Annotated in this window: 13 protein-coding genes and 1 pseudogene; 4 read left to right on the forward strand and 10 right to left on the reverse strand. The window is 65.1% G+C overall.

Features of this window, described 5'->3' with window-relative positions; genetic code table 11:
- Window positions 1–85: 85 nt before the first annotated feature.
- Entirely contained in the window at window positions 86–370 is a 285-nt protein-coding gene (locus WHT83_RS21115) for a hypothetical protein (protein ID WP_406872303.1), read from the forward strand.
- A 61-nt stretch (window positions 371–431) separates the two neighbouring features.
- Here the strand turns inward: WHT83_RS21115 and WHT83_RS21120 are convergent.
- The 9 genes and pseudogenes from WHT83_RS21120 to WHT83_RS21160 form a co-directional block, all read right to left on the reverse strand.
- Window positions 432–1,683 (reverse strand): annotated as a pseudogene (locus tag WHT83_RS21120) (TCR/Tet family MFS transporter).
- A gap of 215 nt (window positions 1,684–1,898) precedes the next feature.
- Complete coding sequence (locus tag WHT83_RS21125) at window positions 1,899–2,819, reverse strand: aldo/keto reductase family oxidoreductase (protein WP_406872304.1); 921 nt, start codon at window positions 2,817–2,819, stop codon at window positions 1,899–1,901.
- The gene (locus WHT83_RS21130) at window positions 2,819–3,724 is read right to left on the reverse strand and encodes a neutral zinc metallopeptidase (protein WP_108607403.1); all 906 of its coding nucleotides are present in this window, start codon (window positions 3,722–3,724) and stop codon (window positions 2,819–2,821) included. Before WHT83_RS21130 ends, WHT83_RS21125 begins: the two co-directional genes overlap by 1 nt.
- A 122-nt stretch (window positions 3,725–3,846) precedes the next feature.
- Window positions 3,847–4,035 carry a hypothetical protein gene (locus tag WHT83_RS21135; protein ID WP_108607402.1) on the reverse strand — a complete coding sequence of 63 codons (189 nt, stop codon included), beginning with the start codon at window positions 4,033–4,035 and terminating at the stop codon, window positions 3,847–3,849.
- 79 nt (window positions 4,036–4,114) lie between these two features.
- A complete protein-coding gene (locus WHT83_RS21140; RefSeq protein WP_406872305.1) occupies window positions 4,115–5,314 on the reverse strand; it encodes a DUF418 domain-containing protein in 1,200 nt (399 codons plus the stop codon).
- Between the two features lie 5 nt (window positions 5,315–5,319).
- Window positions 5,320–5,946, reverse strand: coding sequence for a TetR/AcrR family transcriptional regulator (locus WHT83_RS21145; protein ID WP_406872306.1), 627 nt, complete (start codon window positions 5,944–5,946; stop codon window positions 5,320–5,322).
- 103 nt (window positions 5,947–6,049) lie between these two features.
- Window positions 6,050–8,611, reverse strand: a complete 2,562-nt coding sequence (locus WHT83_RS21150; protein WP_406872307.1) for an AMP-binding protein — start codon at window positions 8,609–8,611, stop codon at window positions 6,050–6,052.
- A 151-nt stretch (window positions 8,612–8,762) separates the two neighbouring features.
- Window positions 8,763–9,479 (reverse strand): methyltransferase domain-containing protein, encoded by a 717-nt coding sequence (locus WHT83_RS21155; RefSeq protein WP_406872308.1) that lies wholly within the window; start codon window positions 9,477–9,479, stop codon window positions 8,763–8,765.
- A 75-nt stretch (window positions 9,480–9,554) separates the two neighbouring features.
- On the reverse strand, window positions 9,555–10,727 hold the full coding sequence (locus WHT83_RS21160) for an MFS transporter (protein WP_406872309.1): 1,173 nt from the start codon (window positions 10,725–10,727) through the stop codon (window positions 9,555–9,557).
- Window positions 10,728–10,872: 145 nt separating this feature from the next.
- Here WHT83_RS21160 and WHT83_RS21165 point away from each other — a divergent pair, with 145 nt between their 5' ends.
- From WHT83_RS21165 to WHT83_RS21175, 3 genes are all read left to right on the forward strand, one after another.
- Window positions 10,873–11,214, forward strand: a complete 342-nt coding sequence (locus WHT83_RS21165) for a helix-turn-helix transcriptional regulator (protein ID WP_108609807.1) — start codon at window positions 10,873–10,875, stop codon at window positions 11,212–11,214.
- Window positions 11,215–11,457: 243 nt separating this feature from the next.
- Window positions 11,458–14,943, forward strand: a complete 3,486-nt coding sequence (gene carB, locus WHT83_RS21170) for a carbamoyl-phosphate synthase large subunit (protein WP_183260005.1) — start codon at window positions 11,458–11,460, stop codon at window positions 14,941–14,943.
- 353 nt (window positions 14,944–15,296) lie between these two features.
- Complete coding sequence (locus WHT83_RS21175; protein ID WP_406872310.1) at window positions 15,297–15,671, forward strand: hypothetical protein; 375 nt, start codon at window positions 15,297–15,299, stop codon at window positions 15,669–15,671.
- A gap of 296 nt (window positions 15,672–15,967) precedes the next feature.
- Here WHT83_RS21175 and WHT83_RS21180 read toward each other — a convergent pair whose 3' ends face one another.
- Entirely contained in the window at window positions 15,968–16,477 is a 510-nt protein-coding gene (locus WHT83_RS21180; protein WP_406872311.1) for a GrpB family protein, read from the reverse strand.
- Window positions 16,478–16,490 lie beyond the last annotated feature (13 nt).

Consider the following 16,490-nt stretch of genomic DNA (forward strand, 5'->3'; position numbering starts at 1 on the left):
AACTTCGACAAGTACGTCGTCCTCTTTGAGGCTGGCACGCTTCGTGCATGACGACTACGACTGAACTGAAGAAACGGGGGTAGTCATGGCATATGTGATAGATCTCAATACGCGTGAACAGCTAGAACAACGCAAGGAAGGCCGCCGCCGCACGCTTAAGGGAGCCAAGCTCTCGTTTTACGGCGGCTATTGCTCCTTAGAGGGGATTGTTCGCAACCAGTCCCAATATGGCGCAAGGTTGGATTTTGACGACACAACAGGTGTCCCGCCAGAGTTCAATCTGGCAATTGCCGGTGAGGCGGCGAAACGAACGGCGCGTGTGTGCTGGTATTCACCGACATCGGTGGGTGTGCGCTTCATGGAACAATAGTGGTGGCTTCCTGCTGGCCTGACGGCCAATCGGGCCTCGCCTGACTTGGCGAGACGCCCGGCTATGAGGTTGTCGTCACGGCCGCTTGCTCGGTCGTGGCCGGCCTTTCGACCTTGAGCAAGAACACCAACAGCGACAGCGACAGGAAAACCCCACCCAGCACATAGGGCGCGCCGGCGAATGAAACCGGGGCGTTCGGCCCGGTGAACCATGCGAAGATCCCGGTATAGAGCAGCGGCGTGATGATGCTGGTGATCGAAAACAGGCTGGTCATCGCACCTTGCAACTCGCCTTGCGCCGATGGCGGCACCTTGGCGGCCGCGAGGCTGCGCAGCGGCGGGTCGGCCAGCGCCTCGAGGCAGGTCGCCACGATCACCGCATAGACCAGCCAGCCCTCCCAGGCGGCGGCATAGCCGAAGGCGGCGACCGTCGTGAACGCCAGGCCCACCGCCGGCCGTGCGCCACTCGCCGAGCAGCGGTATGGCGCGCGGCAGCACCAGCGCCATGACCAGCGCACCGCCGATGCCGAACACGCCGAGCGAGAAGCCGATCTGCTGCTCGCTCCAGCCGTAGCGGTAGCTGCCGACGAACGACCACACCGCCGGATACATCATGTGGCCCAGCGTCATCAGGAAGAACACCATGCCGATCCAGCCGATGCCCTTGTAGTTGCGCATCTGCTTCAGCGCCCCGAGTGGGTTGGCGCGCTTGAGCTCGAACTTGCGGCGGTTTTCTTTGGTCAGCGTCTCCGGCAGGAAGAAGTAGGCGACGACGAAATTGAGGAAGGCAAGGCCGGCGGCAAAGAAGAACGGCACGCGCGGTCCGAACCCGCCCAGCAGGCCGCCGAGCACCGGCCCGATCACGAAACCGACGCCGAAGGCGATGCCGAGCAGGCCGAAATTCTTCGCCCTGTTCTCGTCGTTCGAGACGTCGGCGATGAAGGCCGAGGCCGTCGAATAGCTGGCGCCGCTGATGCCGGCCAGCACGCGGCCGATGAACAGCATCGAATACGACCAGGCGATGGCGCAGATCAGATTGTCGATGGCGAAGGTCAGCACCGAGGCAAGCAAAATCGGCCGGCGGCCGAAACGATCGCTCAGATTGCCCATCAGCGGCGCAAACAGGAACTGCATCGCCGCATAGACGAAGAACAGCCAGCCGCCTTCGATGGCAGCGGCGCTGACGCCGACGCCGGTCAATTCCTGCAGGAAGGCCGGCAGCACCGGCATGATGATGCCGAAGCCGATGACGTCGAGCAGCAGCGTCGTAAAGACGAGCGCAAGGCCCCTTCTGGCGGTCTTTTCATCAACCATGTCGAACCCACCTGGCATGTCGTCGCGCATCGGCGATGCGCTGATGCGTGGCTTCAAGCTGTCGCAGCATGTCTTAATACGGCTGCGCCGAAGGCAGCAGCCGGCATCGAACCGCCGGGGGCAGTGCGGAACGTCGCTTATATCAGCGGCAACGATCAGGAACAATACGTGAACACATCAAAAAGTCTGATGCGTCTTGGGGCACGGACGGAACGTTACGGGACCGCCCTGCCCTCGCTCGCTTCGAGGATCGAAAACCATTGCTGGCGGTCGAGCGTGACCTCGAGCGCGCGCACGAGCTGCGCCAGCCGCTCCGGCTTCATCGTGCCGAGCACGGGAACGAGCCGCGCCGGATGGCGCAGCAGCCAGGCGATGGCGACGGTCGCAACATCATGGGCGCCGGTCTCGGCCGCCACCAGGCTCAGCGCCGCCCGCACCTTGTGCTCGCGCTGGCCATCGCCGGTAAACAGCGACCCGCCACCGAGCGGCGACCAGATCATCGGTGCATAGCGCAGCCTTTGCGCGTGGTCGAAACGGCCGTCCGTCAGCGCCGAGGTCTCGAGCACCGAATGCTCGATCTGGTTGGTCACAAGCGGGAACGGCAGCCGCGACGCCAGAAGGTCGAACTGCGCCACCGTGAAATTCGAGACGCCGACGGCGCGCACCTTGCCCGCCTTCACCACCCGCTCCAGCCCCGCCGCCGTCTCGTCGGCATCCATCAGCGGGTCGGGCCGGTGGATCAGCAGCAGGTCGAGATAATCAGTGCCGAGGTTTTTCAGCGACCGGTCGACCGACGCCGCGACATGGGCAGCACCGGTGTCATAGTGCTTCAGCCGGTTTGCCGGCCGCTGCGGCGATTTCAGCATGATGCCGCATTTGCTGATCAGCTCGATGCTGTCGCGCCGACCCTTCCAGCGCGCAAGCCCGGCGCCGAAGGCCTCCTCGACCTCGTAGCCGCCATAGATGTCGGCGTGATCGAAGCTGGTCAGGCCGAGATCGGTCGCCGTATCGATGAGCCGGGCGACTGACTCGGCGTCCGGCTTCGCTCCACCATCGAGCAAGCGCCAGGCGCCGAACACCAGCCGCGACAGCGACGGGCCGCCCGGCACCAGTTCGATGCGCTTGTCCGAAGCCATCAGATCGGATTGTTGAACGTATCGCAGGACGACAGCTTGCCGCTCTTGAAGCCGGCGGCAAACCAGCGCTGGCGCTGGTCGGAGGTGCCGTGGTTGAAGCTTTCCGGCACGACATAGCCCTGCATGCGCTTCTGCAACGTGTCGTCGCCGATCTGCTGCGCGGCGTTGAGCGCCTCCTGGATGTCGCCCTCTTCGAGCAGCCCCTTCTGGGCGGTGTAGTGGCCCCAGACGCCGGCGAAGCAGTCGGCCTGCAGCTCGACGCGCATCGACATCTGGTTGGCGTCGGCCTCGCTCATGCGCTGCCGCATCTGGTTGAACTTGGGCAGGATGCCAGTCAGGTTCTGCACGTGGTGGCCGACCTCGTGGGCAATGACATAGGCCTGGGCGAAATCGCCGGCGGCGCCGAACTGCTTGGCCAACTGGTTGAAGAAAGACGTATCGAGATAAACCTTCTTGTCGCCGGGGCAATAGAATGGCCCCGAGGCCGAAGAGGCGTAGCCGCAGGCCGACGAGACCTGGCCCGAAAACAGCAGCAGCTTGGGCTCCTCGTATTTCAGCCCCTCGGCTTGGAAGATGCCGTTCCAGGTGTCTTCGGTCTCGGCCAGCACGGTCGAGACGAACTGGGTCATCTCGTCGTTTGCCGGCGCGCCGCCTTCGGTCACCTGGCCGCCGCCCGGCGAGCCGTCGCCGCCGGCCAGGATCTGCATCGGGTCGATGCCGCAGGCGCGCAGCGCAAAGAACAGCACGACGAGAATGATGATGCCGGAAAGTCCACCGCCGCCGCCGATGCGCGGTCCGATCGGCAGGCGTCCGCTGCCGCGGCCGAAGCCACCGCCCAGCCCGCCGCCGCCCTGGCCGCGCGCATCCTGGACATTGTCACTCTGGCGACGGCCTCTCCAACGCATGGGCATATCCCTCAATGTTCGTCGTCGCGGGCTTGGCTCCGCTCAGGGAGACAATTAGCCCAACGCTTGATTCAAGTCACAGGGTTTTTGGTTGTGCCACCCGGGCGCGCAACCGCTGGCGGTCAGCTCTTCTGCTTGGTGCCGGCGCTCTTGCCGTCCGAGCTTTTCGAGCGCTCCTCGAAGCGCTTCTCGCCCTTCTTGAAGTCCTGGCCGGTCTTGGCCTCGACCTTGCGCTCTTCCCTGGCCGCTGCTTGGCGCAGGCCCTTGGCGGCTGCCTTGCCCTTCGGCGTCGGGGCTTGTGTGATGGCCATTGTCGCTTCCTCCCGGGCGCCGGTCCTAGCTGGCGCTCAGGCTAACGCAGGCGGGCCGCGCTTGTTCCCGCCGGGTTCGTCATTGCCGGACGGGCGCCGCGTCCCTGCGCCATCGCGGCCAGGCCGCGACGGTCACCGCGCGCAGCAGCCATTCCAGCGGGCCATAGGCGAAACGGCCCATCCACCAGCGGCTGAGCGCCAGCTGCCCGGCGAAGATCGCCACGGCGATCAGTTGCGCGCCCAGCGGCGGCACCTCCCCCATCAGCCTGAGGCCATAGGCATAAAACAGCACCGAACAGACCAGCGACTGGAACAGGTAATTGGACAAGGCCATGCGCCCGGCCGGCGCCAGCATTTCTGGCAAGCGCCTGAACCGCTGGAAGGCCAGCATCGCCAGCGCCACATAGGCCCCGGTCAGCAGCGGTGCGGTCAGCAGGCCGACAGCCAGCCCGGGCAGTTCCCAGCCGGTGCCGATCCCGTAGACCGAGGTCCAGCCGTAGAAAGCCGCGCCGGCGAGGCCGACGGTCATGCCGGCAGCGAGCAGGCGGCGCAGCAACGGCTGATAGTCGTCGAGCTGCACGAACAGCTGACGCTTGCCGGCGACGAGGCCGACCAGGAACATCGCCAGCGCGCATGGCCCCTGCATCAGACCGATCACCACCCAGACATTGCTCAGTTCGGCAAGGTGCTGGGCGATGACGCTGCCCGGCGTACCAAGATAGGCCGACTTTGTCGCCTCGCCTTCGGCCAGCACCGCCGCTGCATCCAGCGACATCGAGTCCAGTGCCGCCAGTGCGCCGAGCGCTGCCCAGCCCAATGCCGTGACGACGACCAGCCAGAAGGCGAGCCGAAGCGCGGTCTTCTCCTCGATGTTGCGCAGCACGAGCAGCACCATGCCCAGCACCGCATAGGTCGTCAGGATGTCGCCGTGGAACAGCAGCACCGCATGCGCCAGCCCGATCGCCCACAACCCGGCTTGCCGCCGTAGCAGGCGTGGCACGAAGGCCTCGCCGGCGCGCTCCGCCGAGGCCATCTGCAGCGTGAAGCTGTAGCCGAACAGGAACGAGAACAGCAGGTAGAACTTGGTTTCGAACAGGAAGGCGACGACGAACCGCACCGCCTGGTCGAGCGGCGCGGCAAATGCCGGATCGGCAACGCCGAGCCCGTAGTAAGGCGAGGAAAATGCCGTGATGTTGACCACCAATATGCCCAACAGCGCAAAGCCGCGCAGCGCATCGACATTGGTGATCCGCTCTTGTTGAACCGATTTCGCAGTCATTGCTCTCATGCCCCTGCCGTCATGGTCGATACATCCGCCCGCGGCCGCAGGAACCGCCCGAGCAGGACGCGCATCGTTGCGTGCTGGTTCTTGGGCTTGAACTCGCCATCGACCGCGACGCGGCTGAAGATGCCGTCGATCAGCGCCGCCACCCAGGTCGCCGCATCGGCCATGTCGAGCGTGGCATCGACCTGTCCGCGCGCCGCAGCCACAGCCAGCAGGCCTTGCAGCGCCGAGCGCAATTCGCGGTCATTGCGGCCCACGCGCATGGCGATCGCCGGGTCCCGCCCCGCTTCGGCGGCGATCTCCAGCGCCAGAGACGAGAACTCGGCATCGGCAGCCAATTCCAGCACCAGGTCCATGAAATCGAGCAGCGCGGCATGGAGGTCGTCGCGCGCACCCAACGTCTGGAAGAATGCCGCCGTCTCCTCGCCTTCCTGGTCGACGATCGCGCCGATGATCTCCTGCTTGTTGGGGAAATAGTGGAACAGATTGCCCGGGCTCATGCCGACCGCCGCGCAGATCTCGGCGGTGCTGGTCTGGTGAAAGCCCTTCCTGGCGAAACACGTCCTTGCCGCATCGAGGATCGCCTGCCGCCTGGCGGCGTGCTTTTCAGGATCGACCTTCCGCATCGGTTCACTCGCTTCATTAATTAATAGACTAGTCGATCTATTAATTGCCAAGCCCCGTGCAGTCAACCGGGTGCGGCGGCAGCAGGATGCGGAAAGGGAAAAGCTACTCCGCCGGCGCGGCGTGTGCCCCCAGCGGAGCATCGGCCCGCGGGCTGCGTCGGTCCGCCAGCCAGGCGGCGAGCGCCTTTTGGGCATGGAATGCCGCGATCCCCGTCAGGATGCCGATTGCCACGCTCAGCGCGGTCGCCACCGGCCACGAGATCAGCGGCTTGACGTGTGGCGCCAACAGCTCCGGCAGCAGGCGATGGAACAGGTAGATGTGATAGCCCGCAGCAGCCACTGGCAGGGCGACGGCGGCGAGTTGCTTCGGCACGGCCACGCGCGGCATGTAGAGCAGCACGGTCACGCAGGCCAGTTGCAGCATGAACTTGACCCAGGACCCGGTCCAGTTGCCGCCCCAATACGCCATGACGGGAAACGCCAGCGTCGCAGCCGCCAGCACCAGCAGGCGCTGCCGCGCTGTTCGGGCGTGGAACACGCACCAGCCGAAGGCAGCGAGATAGAACACGTCCGACACGGTGAAGATCTGCACCGCCCCGACCGCCCAGACCTTGGGCGCCAGGAACTTGATCGCCACCGCCACGACGAGCGCCGCCATGCCGACGCCGAAGGGATTCTTGGCCACCCGCCGTCGCACAGCCGGCAGCGAGAACAGCCCGGCGACGATCAGCATGACCTGCGCGTAGGCCTCCACGAACCAGTAGAGATGGGGCAGTATGTGCTTGGGATCGAAAATGCCAAGATTGCCGACCAGGAAGACCGACGGCCACAGCACCTCGCCGCGCGCGATCGAATATGCGGCGACGATCGGCGCATAGACGGCCAGGTTTGCGGCCAGCGTCCTGAGCAGCCGCGTCGTCTCCCCGCGCATCAGGGCTGCGCCATGGAAACGCGCCAGCCCGTAGCCGACCAGCATCACCAGCGCCGCAGCCCCACCGGGGATGGGCCACAACGTGGCATGGTGGAGCACGACGAGCAGGATCGCCATTGCCCGCATCAGGAGATCGGAATCGACCACGCGCAAACCGCTGGTCTGGCGCCCGAGCCTTGCCAGCGTGCCCACAGGCATCTTCTCCCAGCCCTCGGGGATACGTCCCAGCTTGCGCTCGAGCGTCAGCGACAGCTGCACGAACAACAGCGAGTCGCCGCCCAGCGCCTCGAAGCTGTCGGCCGGCGTCACCTTGCGCGGATAGAAGGCCCGGCTGAACGCCTCGACAATGCCGGGGTCGGTTTTCCCCGCCTGTCGTGCGCGCTGCGCCACCGCCGGATAGTCGACCTTGCCCGATGCCAGCCGCGGCAGGGCTTCGACCGCCACCGCCTCGACATGCAGCGGCGTCAGGCCGCTCGCCGCGATCATCAGCTTGCAGACGTCCTCGGGCGCCTCGCCGGAAGAATAGGCCGCCACCAGCCGCCGGTCACAGCCCGTCACAGCCGCCACGATGCCACGCTGTGCCAGCGCATGCTCCACCGCCTCGTGGCTGATCCTGAGGCCGGCGATCTTCGACATGCGCTTGAGCCGCCCGACGACGCGGAAGAAGCCGTTCTCACAGCGTTCGGCGACATCGCCGGTGCGCAATTCTTCCAGTTCCGCGCCTTGTGCCAGATCGGCCCGGCTCTCGGCATAGCCCATCATCACGTTCGGGCCGCGATAGACGAGTTCGCCCGCAGCACCCGATCCCTCGATCCGCGAGCCATCGTCGCCGACCAGCATCAGTTCGCCGCCCGGAATGGCAACGCCGATGCTGTCGAGGTTCGCCGCAAGCGCCTCCGGCGGCACATAAGCGATGCGGGCAGTCGCTTCCGTCTGGCCGTACATCAGAAAAAGGCGGCGGCCGTCTTGCTCGAGCTTGCGCCGAAAAGTGTCGCCAAGCCCGGCGGGAATGCGCCCGCCCGCCACTGTCATGAAACGCAGCGACGGTAGTTCCTCGGGCTGGAACCCGGTCTTTTCCATCAGTTCGTAGGAATAGGGCACGCCGCTGATGTTGGTCACCTCGGCGGCGTGCAGATCGTCGGCAAATCCCTTGTCCGCCACGCCCTTGGCCGAGACGAACACGCTGGCACCGACAGCCAGGTGCGAGTTGAGCACCGACAGGCCATAGGAATAGTGGAACGGCAGGAGCAGCGCCGCCCGGTCGTCCGCCTTCAGCCCCAGATAAGAAGCGATGGCGTCGGCATTGCTGTCGATGTTCTTGCGCGACAGCCTGACGAAGCGGCTCTTGCCGGTGCTGCCCGACGTCGCCAGCAGCACGGCGAGGTCCCCGTGCAATGCCTCTCCTGCCCCCTCATGCTCGACCACGCGCCAGCGCCCGTCGAACAGCCGCACGCTCGCGTCGGGGCGGAAGTCTTCTTCGAAGTCGGCAAAGGCCCTGGCATCACCCGGCGCCAGCAGCGCCACGGCATGGTCCCCGGCGCGTGCCGCGAGATAGGCTGTGATGGCGTGTTCGGAGTTCGCCGCCTCGATGGCCACCAGTTTCCGGCCGTTGCCGAAACTTGCGGCCATCTCGGCTGCGCAGCGTGCCAGCTCGGCATAGCTGATGGCGGGGCGACCCGGGAAAATCAGGGCGGCACGGTCGCCATGCGTCGCCAGTTTCTGCAGGAATTCCATTCTTCGCTCGCCCCGCCGCTTCTGATGCAGCCACCTGAACGCGCGAGCCGATAGCCTTATTCCTGATAATTTGCATCAAGAAAATACGAGACCTCTAATATGTGCCGGCTGACCGCCCTTAACGGACCGGTGTCAGGCGACCGTTGCGACCTCAGGCCAGGATGCGCGCCTTAAGCCACAGGAACAGCGGGATGCGCGACCACTGGCGCAATTGGTCTGTATCCGCTGTGTCGGGAGTGGGCTCACGCAGCGCCGTGATTGCCAGTCCCGCAGCCTCGAACGCTGCCATGTAGTTTTCGAGCGGCTGCGACCAGCCGGCAAACTGCATCGTCAGGCCGTCACGCTGCTCTTCGCCCTCGAAATACTCGCGGCCGTAATAGCTGCCGTCGATGAGGAACGGCGCGTCCGCCTCACGCCCGGCAAAGCGGCCGCGGTCGCGGAACGGGTGAACCAGCGACACGAACAGCGTCCCGCCCGGCTTCAAGACGCGGCGGATTTCGCGCGCCGCCGCCGGCACGTCCTGGACGTCCATCAGCACGTTGTAGGCCATCACCAGGTCGAACGAGCCGTCCTCGAAAGGCAGGTCGCCGACACCGGCGACACGATAGTCGTCGGCCGACTTGGCCTCACGGGCCGCTTCCACCATGGCGGCGACCGCATCGGTCGCAGTCACATGGTAGCCGAGCGCCTTGAGTTCGCGGGACACGCGGCCCTCGCCGCAACCGACCTCCAGCGCGCGGCCAGATCCCTTGCCGATGAAATCCACGAGCCCTTTGCGATAGGCCCAGAAGGCGTCATGGCCGGGCGCACGGGCCCACGCGATCCATTGCTCGGCCACGCCGGTCCAGTATCTCTCGTCCTGTTTCATCGCTGCCTCACTCGCTTAGAAGGCAGCGCTTATGCCATCCAAGACGGCGAGCACCGATGGCCACCGGCGCGCAAATCACCGTGCCACCGCTAGCCGAGCCGAACGGCGCGACAGTGCCAGCACGGCCAGCGCCACCAGCGGGAAGGCCGCCGCGACAAGACCGAGATCCGAAGGCGTGGCGAATTCCAGCACCCGCCCGCCGATGACGGTGCCGAAGGCGATGCCGAAATAGAGCGCCGAAGCGTTGAGCGACAGCGTCAGATGCGCGAGCTCGGGTGCGAAACCGACGATGCGGCTCGCCTGCGCCGGCGGGAAGGCCCAGCCGATGATACCCCACGGCACCATCAGGCCGATCAGCACCGGCCCGGCGATGTGATGCGGCAACAGCTTCAGCGTCAGCGCGATCGCCAGGCAGAAGCCCGACGACATCAAGAGCGACAGCACCACCATGCGCGTCGCCCCGATCCGGTCGGCGAGGTAGCCGCTCGACAAATTACCGATGACCGCACCCGCGCCGAAGGCCAGCAGCATGCCCGGCAGGGCGATGGCCGGCAGCCCCGCCCCCTCCAGCGCCAGCGGCGCGATATAGGAAATGACGGTGAAACCACCAGCGAGATAAAGCAGCGTCACCAGCAACGACGGCAGGATGCCCGGCCTCGCGATGGCCGTGAAGCGCTCGCCGAGCGTCAGCTTGATGCCGCGCGATCCCCTGGGCAGCCGCACCCACAGGATCGCCGCACAGGATATGCTGAGCAGCGCAATTGCCAGGAACGTGCCGCGCCAGCCCCACATCGTGGCGATCAGCGAGCCCACCGGCGCGCCGAGCGCCACCGCAAACGTCGTGCCGCCGACGACGACGGCAATGGCGCGCGCCCGATGTTCGGGCCCGGCCAGCGACACCGCGGTCGCCTGCGCGGTGGCCGCATAGAGCCCGGCCGCCATGCCCATCACGATCTGCGCCACCAGCAGCCCGCCGAAGGACGAACTCGTCGCCGCAATGATGTTGCCGGCGACGAACACCAGCATCGTTGCCGCCAGCACGCGGCGGCGGTCGATCTCGCCTGCCAGCGCCGACAGGACGGGAGCGCCGACGGCATAGGCAAGCGAAAACGCCATGATCAGGTAACCTGCGAAGGGCACCGAGACATGGGCGTCGCCGGCGATCGCCGGCAGCAGGCTGGAGAACACGAAGCCGACGGTGCTCATCGCAAACGAACCGACCGCCAGCCAGATAAGGCGCTTGTCCATGACGCTGTCCTTAGTTCAAAATATGTTGAACTATTGAACTTGTCGCTGCGTCAAGTCAATCTGCTTCGAACGCGCTCCTGCCATCGTGGTGTCGGCAGGCCGCGCAAACCTTGAACCGACCGGACAGCGCCGCTACCTTCGAACCATGTCATTGCCGCACCCCAATCCCGACCAGATCAGCCTCGCCAACGTGCTTGCCGTGCTCGGCGACCAGACCCGGCTCGCCATCGTCGGCTATCTCGCCCGCAACGAAGGCGTGGCGATGAGCTGCGGCCAGTTCCTCGATTTCGGCTCCAAGACCAATCTCAGCTACCACCTCGCCAAGCTGCGCGAGGCCGGTATCACCCGCACCGAGGTTTCCGGCACCAGCCGGCTGATCTCGCTGCGCCGCGACGACCTCGACAGCCGCTTCCCCGGCCTGCTCGATTCGATCGTCACCGCCGCCCGCGGCCTGCCCCAGTTGGAGCGGCTCAGGGAAGATAGCTGAACCTCCAAAGTTCGAAGCGGACACGCACCGGCCGCACCTCGAAGCGCCCTCGCACGACGAACCGCGCGCACCGGAGTCATTCTTGCCTGTCTACAAAGGCTTAAATGCTATTTTCGGGGTTCCCCCCTCCCCGTCCTTCCCCTATAAGGCGCGCCTAGCCTGATACTTGAATCTCACTTGCGCACCGGCCCGGGCATTGCCCCGTCCCGGTTCTTCGCGCAGGCCTACTGACGGACGCACGCCATGCCAAGACGCACCGACATCAAGTCCATCCTGATCATTGGTGCCGGTCCCATCGTCATCGGCCAGGCCTGCGAGTTCGACTACTCCGGCACCCAGGCCTGCAAGGCGCTGAAGGAGGAGGGCTACCGCGTCATCCTGGTCAACTCCAACCCGGCCACCATCATGACCGACCCGGAGCTGGCCGACGCCACCTACATCGAGCCGATCACGCCTGAAGTGGTCGCCAAGATCATCGCCAAGGAGCGCCCCGACGCGCTGCTGCCGACCATGGGCGGCCAGACCGCGCTCAACACCGCGCTTTCGCTGCGCCGCATGGGCGTGCTCGAACGCTACAATGTCGAGATGATCGGCGCCGACGCGCACGCCATCGACAAGGCCGAGGACCGCTCGCTGTTCCGCGAGGCCATGGCCAAGATCGGCCTGGAGACGCCGAAGTCGATGCTGGCCAACGCCTCCGACGTCAAGGACGCCGACCGCAAGAAGCACGAGGCCGAGCGCGCCGCCCTCAAGCTCGAGGCCCCGGCCGATCTCGACGCCGCGCTCGACGCGCTCGAAACCCAGTGGAACCTCGGCGAAGGCGACCGCAAGCAGCGCTACATCAACCATGGCATGGCGATCGGCGCCCAAGCGCTCGACCATGTCGGCCTGCCCGCCATCATCCGCCCGTCCTTCACCATGGGCGGCACCGGCGGCGGCATCGCCTTCAACCGCCAGGAATTCTTCGACATCGTCCAGTCCGGCCTCGACGCCTCCCCCACCACCGAAGTCCTCATCGAGGAATCGGTGCTCGGCTGGAAGGAATACGAGATGGAGGTCGTGCGCGACCGCGCCGACAACTGCATCATCATCTGCTCGATCGAAAACATCGACCCGATGGGCGTGCACACCGGCGATTCGATCACCGTAGCCCCCGCGCTGACCTTGACCGACAAGGAATACCAGATCATGCGCAACGCCTCGATCGCGGTGCTGCGCGAGATCGGCGTCGAGACCGGCGGCTCCAACGTCCAGTTCGCCGTCAACCCGGCCGACGGCCGCCTCGTCGTCATCGAGATGAACCCGCGCGTCTCGCGCTCCTCGGCACTTGCCTCCAAGGCCACCGGCTTCCCGATCGCCAAGATCGCCGCAAAACTTGCCGTCGGCTACACGCTCGACGAGCTCGAGAACGACATCACCGGCGGCGCGACCCCTGCCTCGTTCGAGCCGTCGATCGACTACGTCGTCACCAAGATCCCGCGCTTCGCCTTCGAAAAGTTCCCCGGCGCCTCGCCCGTGCTCACCACCGCCATGAAGTCGGTCGGCGAGGTCATGGCCATCGGCCGCACCTTCCAGGAATCGCTGCAGAAGGCCCTGCGTGGACTGGAAACGGGCCTCACCGGCCTCGACGAGATCGAGATCCCCGGCATCGGCACCGACGGCGACGACCGCAACGCCATCCGCGCCGCCCTCGGCACGCCCACCCCCGACCGCCTGCGCATGGTCGCCCAGGCCATCCGCATGGGCACCTCGCTCGAAGACGTGCACGCCATGTGCAAGATCGACCCGTGGTTCCTCGAGCAGATCGCCGGCATCATCGCCATGGAGGCCCGCGTGCGCGAGCACGGCCTGCCCGAAGATGCCGACAACCTGCGCATGCTGAAGTCGATGGGCTTCTCCGACGCCCGCCTCGCCTCGCTTACGAAGAGCGAGCCCGAAGCCGTTCATAAGACTCGCCAAAAGCTCGGCGTCCACCCGGTCTACAAGCGCATCGACACCTGTGCTGCCGAGTTCGCCTCGCCCACCGCCTACATGTATTCGACCTATGAGGTGCCCTTTGCCGGCAGCCTCGCCGACGAGGCCCAGGTCTCGTCCGCCAAGAAGGTCGTCATCCTCGGCGGCGGCCCCAACCGCATCGGCCAGGGCATCGAGTTCGACTATTGCTGCGTCCACGCCGCCTACGCGCTGCGCGAGGCCGGCTACGAATCGATCATGATCAACTGCAACCCCGAGACCGTGTCGACCGACTACGACACCTCCGACCGGCTTTATTTCGAGCCGCTGACGGCCGAGGACGTGCTCGAAATCCTGCGCGTCGAACAGGCCGCCGGCACGCTGCACGGCGTCATCGTCCAGTTCGGCGGCCAGACCCCGCTCAAGCTTGCCGACGCGCTCGAAAAGGCCGGCATCCCGATCCTCGGCACCTCGCCCGACATGATCGACCTCGCCGAGGACCGCGACCGCTTCCAGAAGCTGCTTAAAAAGCTCGACCTGACCCAGCCCAAGAACGGCATCGCCTACTCCGTCGAGCAGGCCCGCACCGTTGCCGGCGAACTCGGCTTCCCGCTGGTCGTGCGCCCGTCCTACGTGCTCGGCGGCCGCGCCATGCAGATCATCCACAATGAGGGCATGCTGCAGTCCTACCTGCTCGACACCGTGCCGGGCCTGGTGCCCGAGGACATCAAGCAGAAGTACCCCAACGACAAGACCGGCCAGATCAACACCCTGCTCGGCAAGAACCCGCTTTTGTTCGACACCTATCTCTCGGGCGCCATCGAGGTCGACGTCGACTGCCTCTGCGACGGCAAGGACACCTTCGTCTCCGGCATCATGGAGCACATCGAGGAAGCCGGCATCCACTCGGGCGACAGCGCCTGCTCGCTGCCGGTGCACTCGCTCTCCACCGAACTCGTCGACGAGCTCGAGCGCCAGACCTCGGCCATGGCGCGTGCGCTCAATGTCGGCGGCCTGATGAACGTCCAATATGCCATCAAGGATGGCGTGATCTACGTGCTTGAGGTCAACCCGCGCGCCAGCCGCACCGTGCCCTTCGTGGCAAAAACCGTCGGCAAGCCTATCGCCAAGATCGCCGCCCGCATCATGTCGGGCGAGAGCCTCGACGACGCCTTCGCCCACTACGGCGCCAAGCCCGATGCGCGCAATCCCGGCCACATCGCGGTCAAGGAAGCGGTGTTCCCGTTTGCCCGCTTCCCCGGCGTCGACATCCTGCTCGGACCGGAAATGAAGTCGACCGGCGAGGTCATGGGCCTCGACCGCGACTATGCGCTCGCCTTCGCCAAGGCCCAGCTCGGCGCCGGCGTCGACCTGCCGCGCTCGGGCACGCTGTTCGTCTCGGTCCGCGACGAGGACAAGGCCGGCATCCTCGGCGCCGTCCAGCGCCTGTCCGGCCTCGGCTTCAAGGTTCTCGCCACCTCCGGCACCGCGCGTTTCCTCAATGAAAACGGCGTCCCGGCCGAAAAGATCAACAAGGTGCTCGAAGGCCGTCCGCACATCGAGGACGCCATCCGCAACCGCCAGATCCAGATCGTCTTCAACACCACAGATGGCCAGAAGGCGGTGTCGGACTCGAAGTCGATCCGCCGCGCCACACTGATGCAGAAGGTGCCCTACTACACCACGCTTTCGGGCGCCGCGGCCGTCGCCGAAGCCATCGCCGCGCTCAAGGCCGGCTCGCTCGAGGTGCGTCCGCTGCAGGACTACTTCAAGTAACCGCGCTACACCAAAACTGCTGATCTCCCCCCTTGTGGGGGGTGAGATGCGGTCCGCATGGCGGAAGAAAAGCCAATTGCTTGGCTTTTCTAGCATCGAACGCCGGCAGGCCAGAGGGGGATGCGAAGGAACACGACACCTCAAGCAAACCGCCACTTCTGCCCGGCTCGCCCCCGCATTGCGGTGCGAAGCCAAGCCCCGAGGCCTTATGGCGCGGCCTGACGCGAGCTGCGTAACAAGCATCTATTGCAATGCCGGCTTGCTTCGGCCCCCTGCACTATTTCTTCACCTCCACCTTTTCACCCGCATAGATTGCAGATAACTCTTCAAGATCGGGTGGGGAGTATTTGAGAATGAAGCTGAACACTATGCGGCTGGCACTGGCATCGGTGCTGGCGGGACTGCTGGTTGCAGCCATGCCGGGCACGGCGATGGCCAAGGACAAGGGTTCGCTGGCCGGCGAGGCAGGCAACAAGCGCTATCCGCTGCAGTTCGGCCAGACGACGGGCCCCTGCAAGAAGGTCTATGACGACTACGTCAAGGCGCCTGGGCATTCTGCCTACGCGCAGACCCACAGGGGCGGCACCGAGGCCTTCTTCTGCGGCCCCGCCTACAACGCGCCGTCGCAGAAGGCCGCCGAAGAACAGGCGCTGGCCAACTGCAACTCGGTCGGCAAGAAATACAAGGTCAAGACCACGGGCAAGTGCGCCATCTACGCCTCGAAGTGAACTGGCGCTTCTCACAGCGCCGATAAGTTCACTGCCCTTGCCCTCCATCACATGGGCCGAATAGCGCGATTAGACCTCCCTCCCCCTTGTGGGGAGGGATTGAGGGTGGGGGTATTCCGCGAGCGCAGCGGATCACCGCGCCTATTTGCGGCATTCGGTAGCAAAAACCACCAGACCTATGATGGCATCGCGACTACCTTGGTTCCGGTGAAAACGGAGCCTCGGACCATCGAAAACCAACAGAAAGGCAGAGCATTGCAAGAGGCAAGCGCATCTTCTGCTGTCAACCAAAGTCATCAAACGTATCCCAGCGCTATCTCTACTATCCCCTGAACAAACTGGCTTTTTTCTGAGGTGTAACGATCTCCATCATATGAAAACTGTGCAGCAAGCCGCCTCTTCAAGAATGAATACTCCTTCGCAGCATCATCGTGGTGGCGGAGGTATTCGCGAAACACCAACCGGCGTTCATGAGTGCGATTTCCCTCGGGACAAAGATAGACTCGAAGTTGAGGGGCCGAGCTTTTCAACAAGAACGCCCAAACCTCATCGTCGTACCGATTTCCCCGAGGCTCATATCCCGCATTGACCAAGCCCGCGCTGCCACGGGGAATTGCTGACAAACTCGACAATGTGACGTCGATATCAATGATAGGCTTGGCGGGGATGCCTGGAATCGCAGTACTTCCAACGTGGTCAATAGCCACAACGCTGGAGCCGAGCGTTGCTCTTAACACCGCTTCAGCATCGGAAAAGTGCTTCGCCCAATTCGGATCATAAGGAACGAGTTCGACCAAAGTTGGCATCGGCATCATCCTC

Source organism: Aminobacter sp. P9b (assembly GCF_045345995.1).
Lineage (GTDB): Bacteria > Pseudomonadota > Alphaproteobacteria > Rhizobiales > Rhizobiaceae > Aminobacter > Aminobacter niigataensis.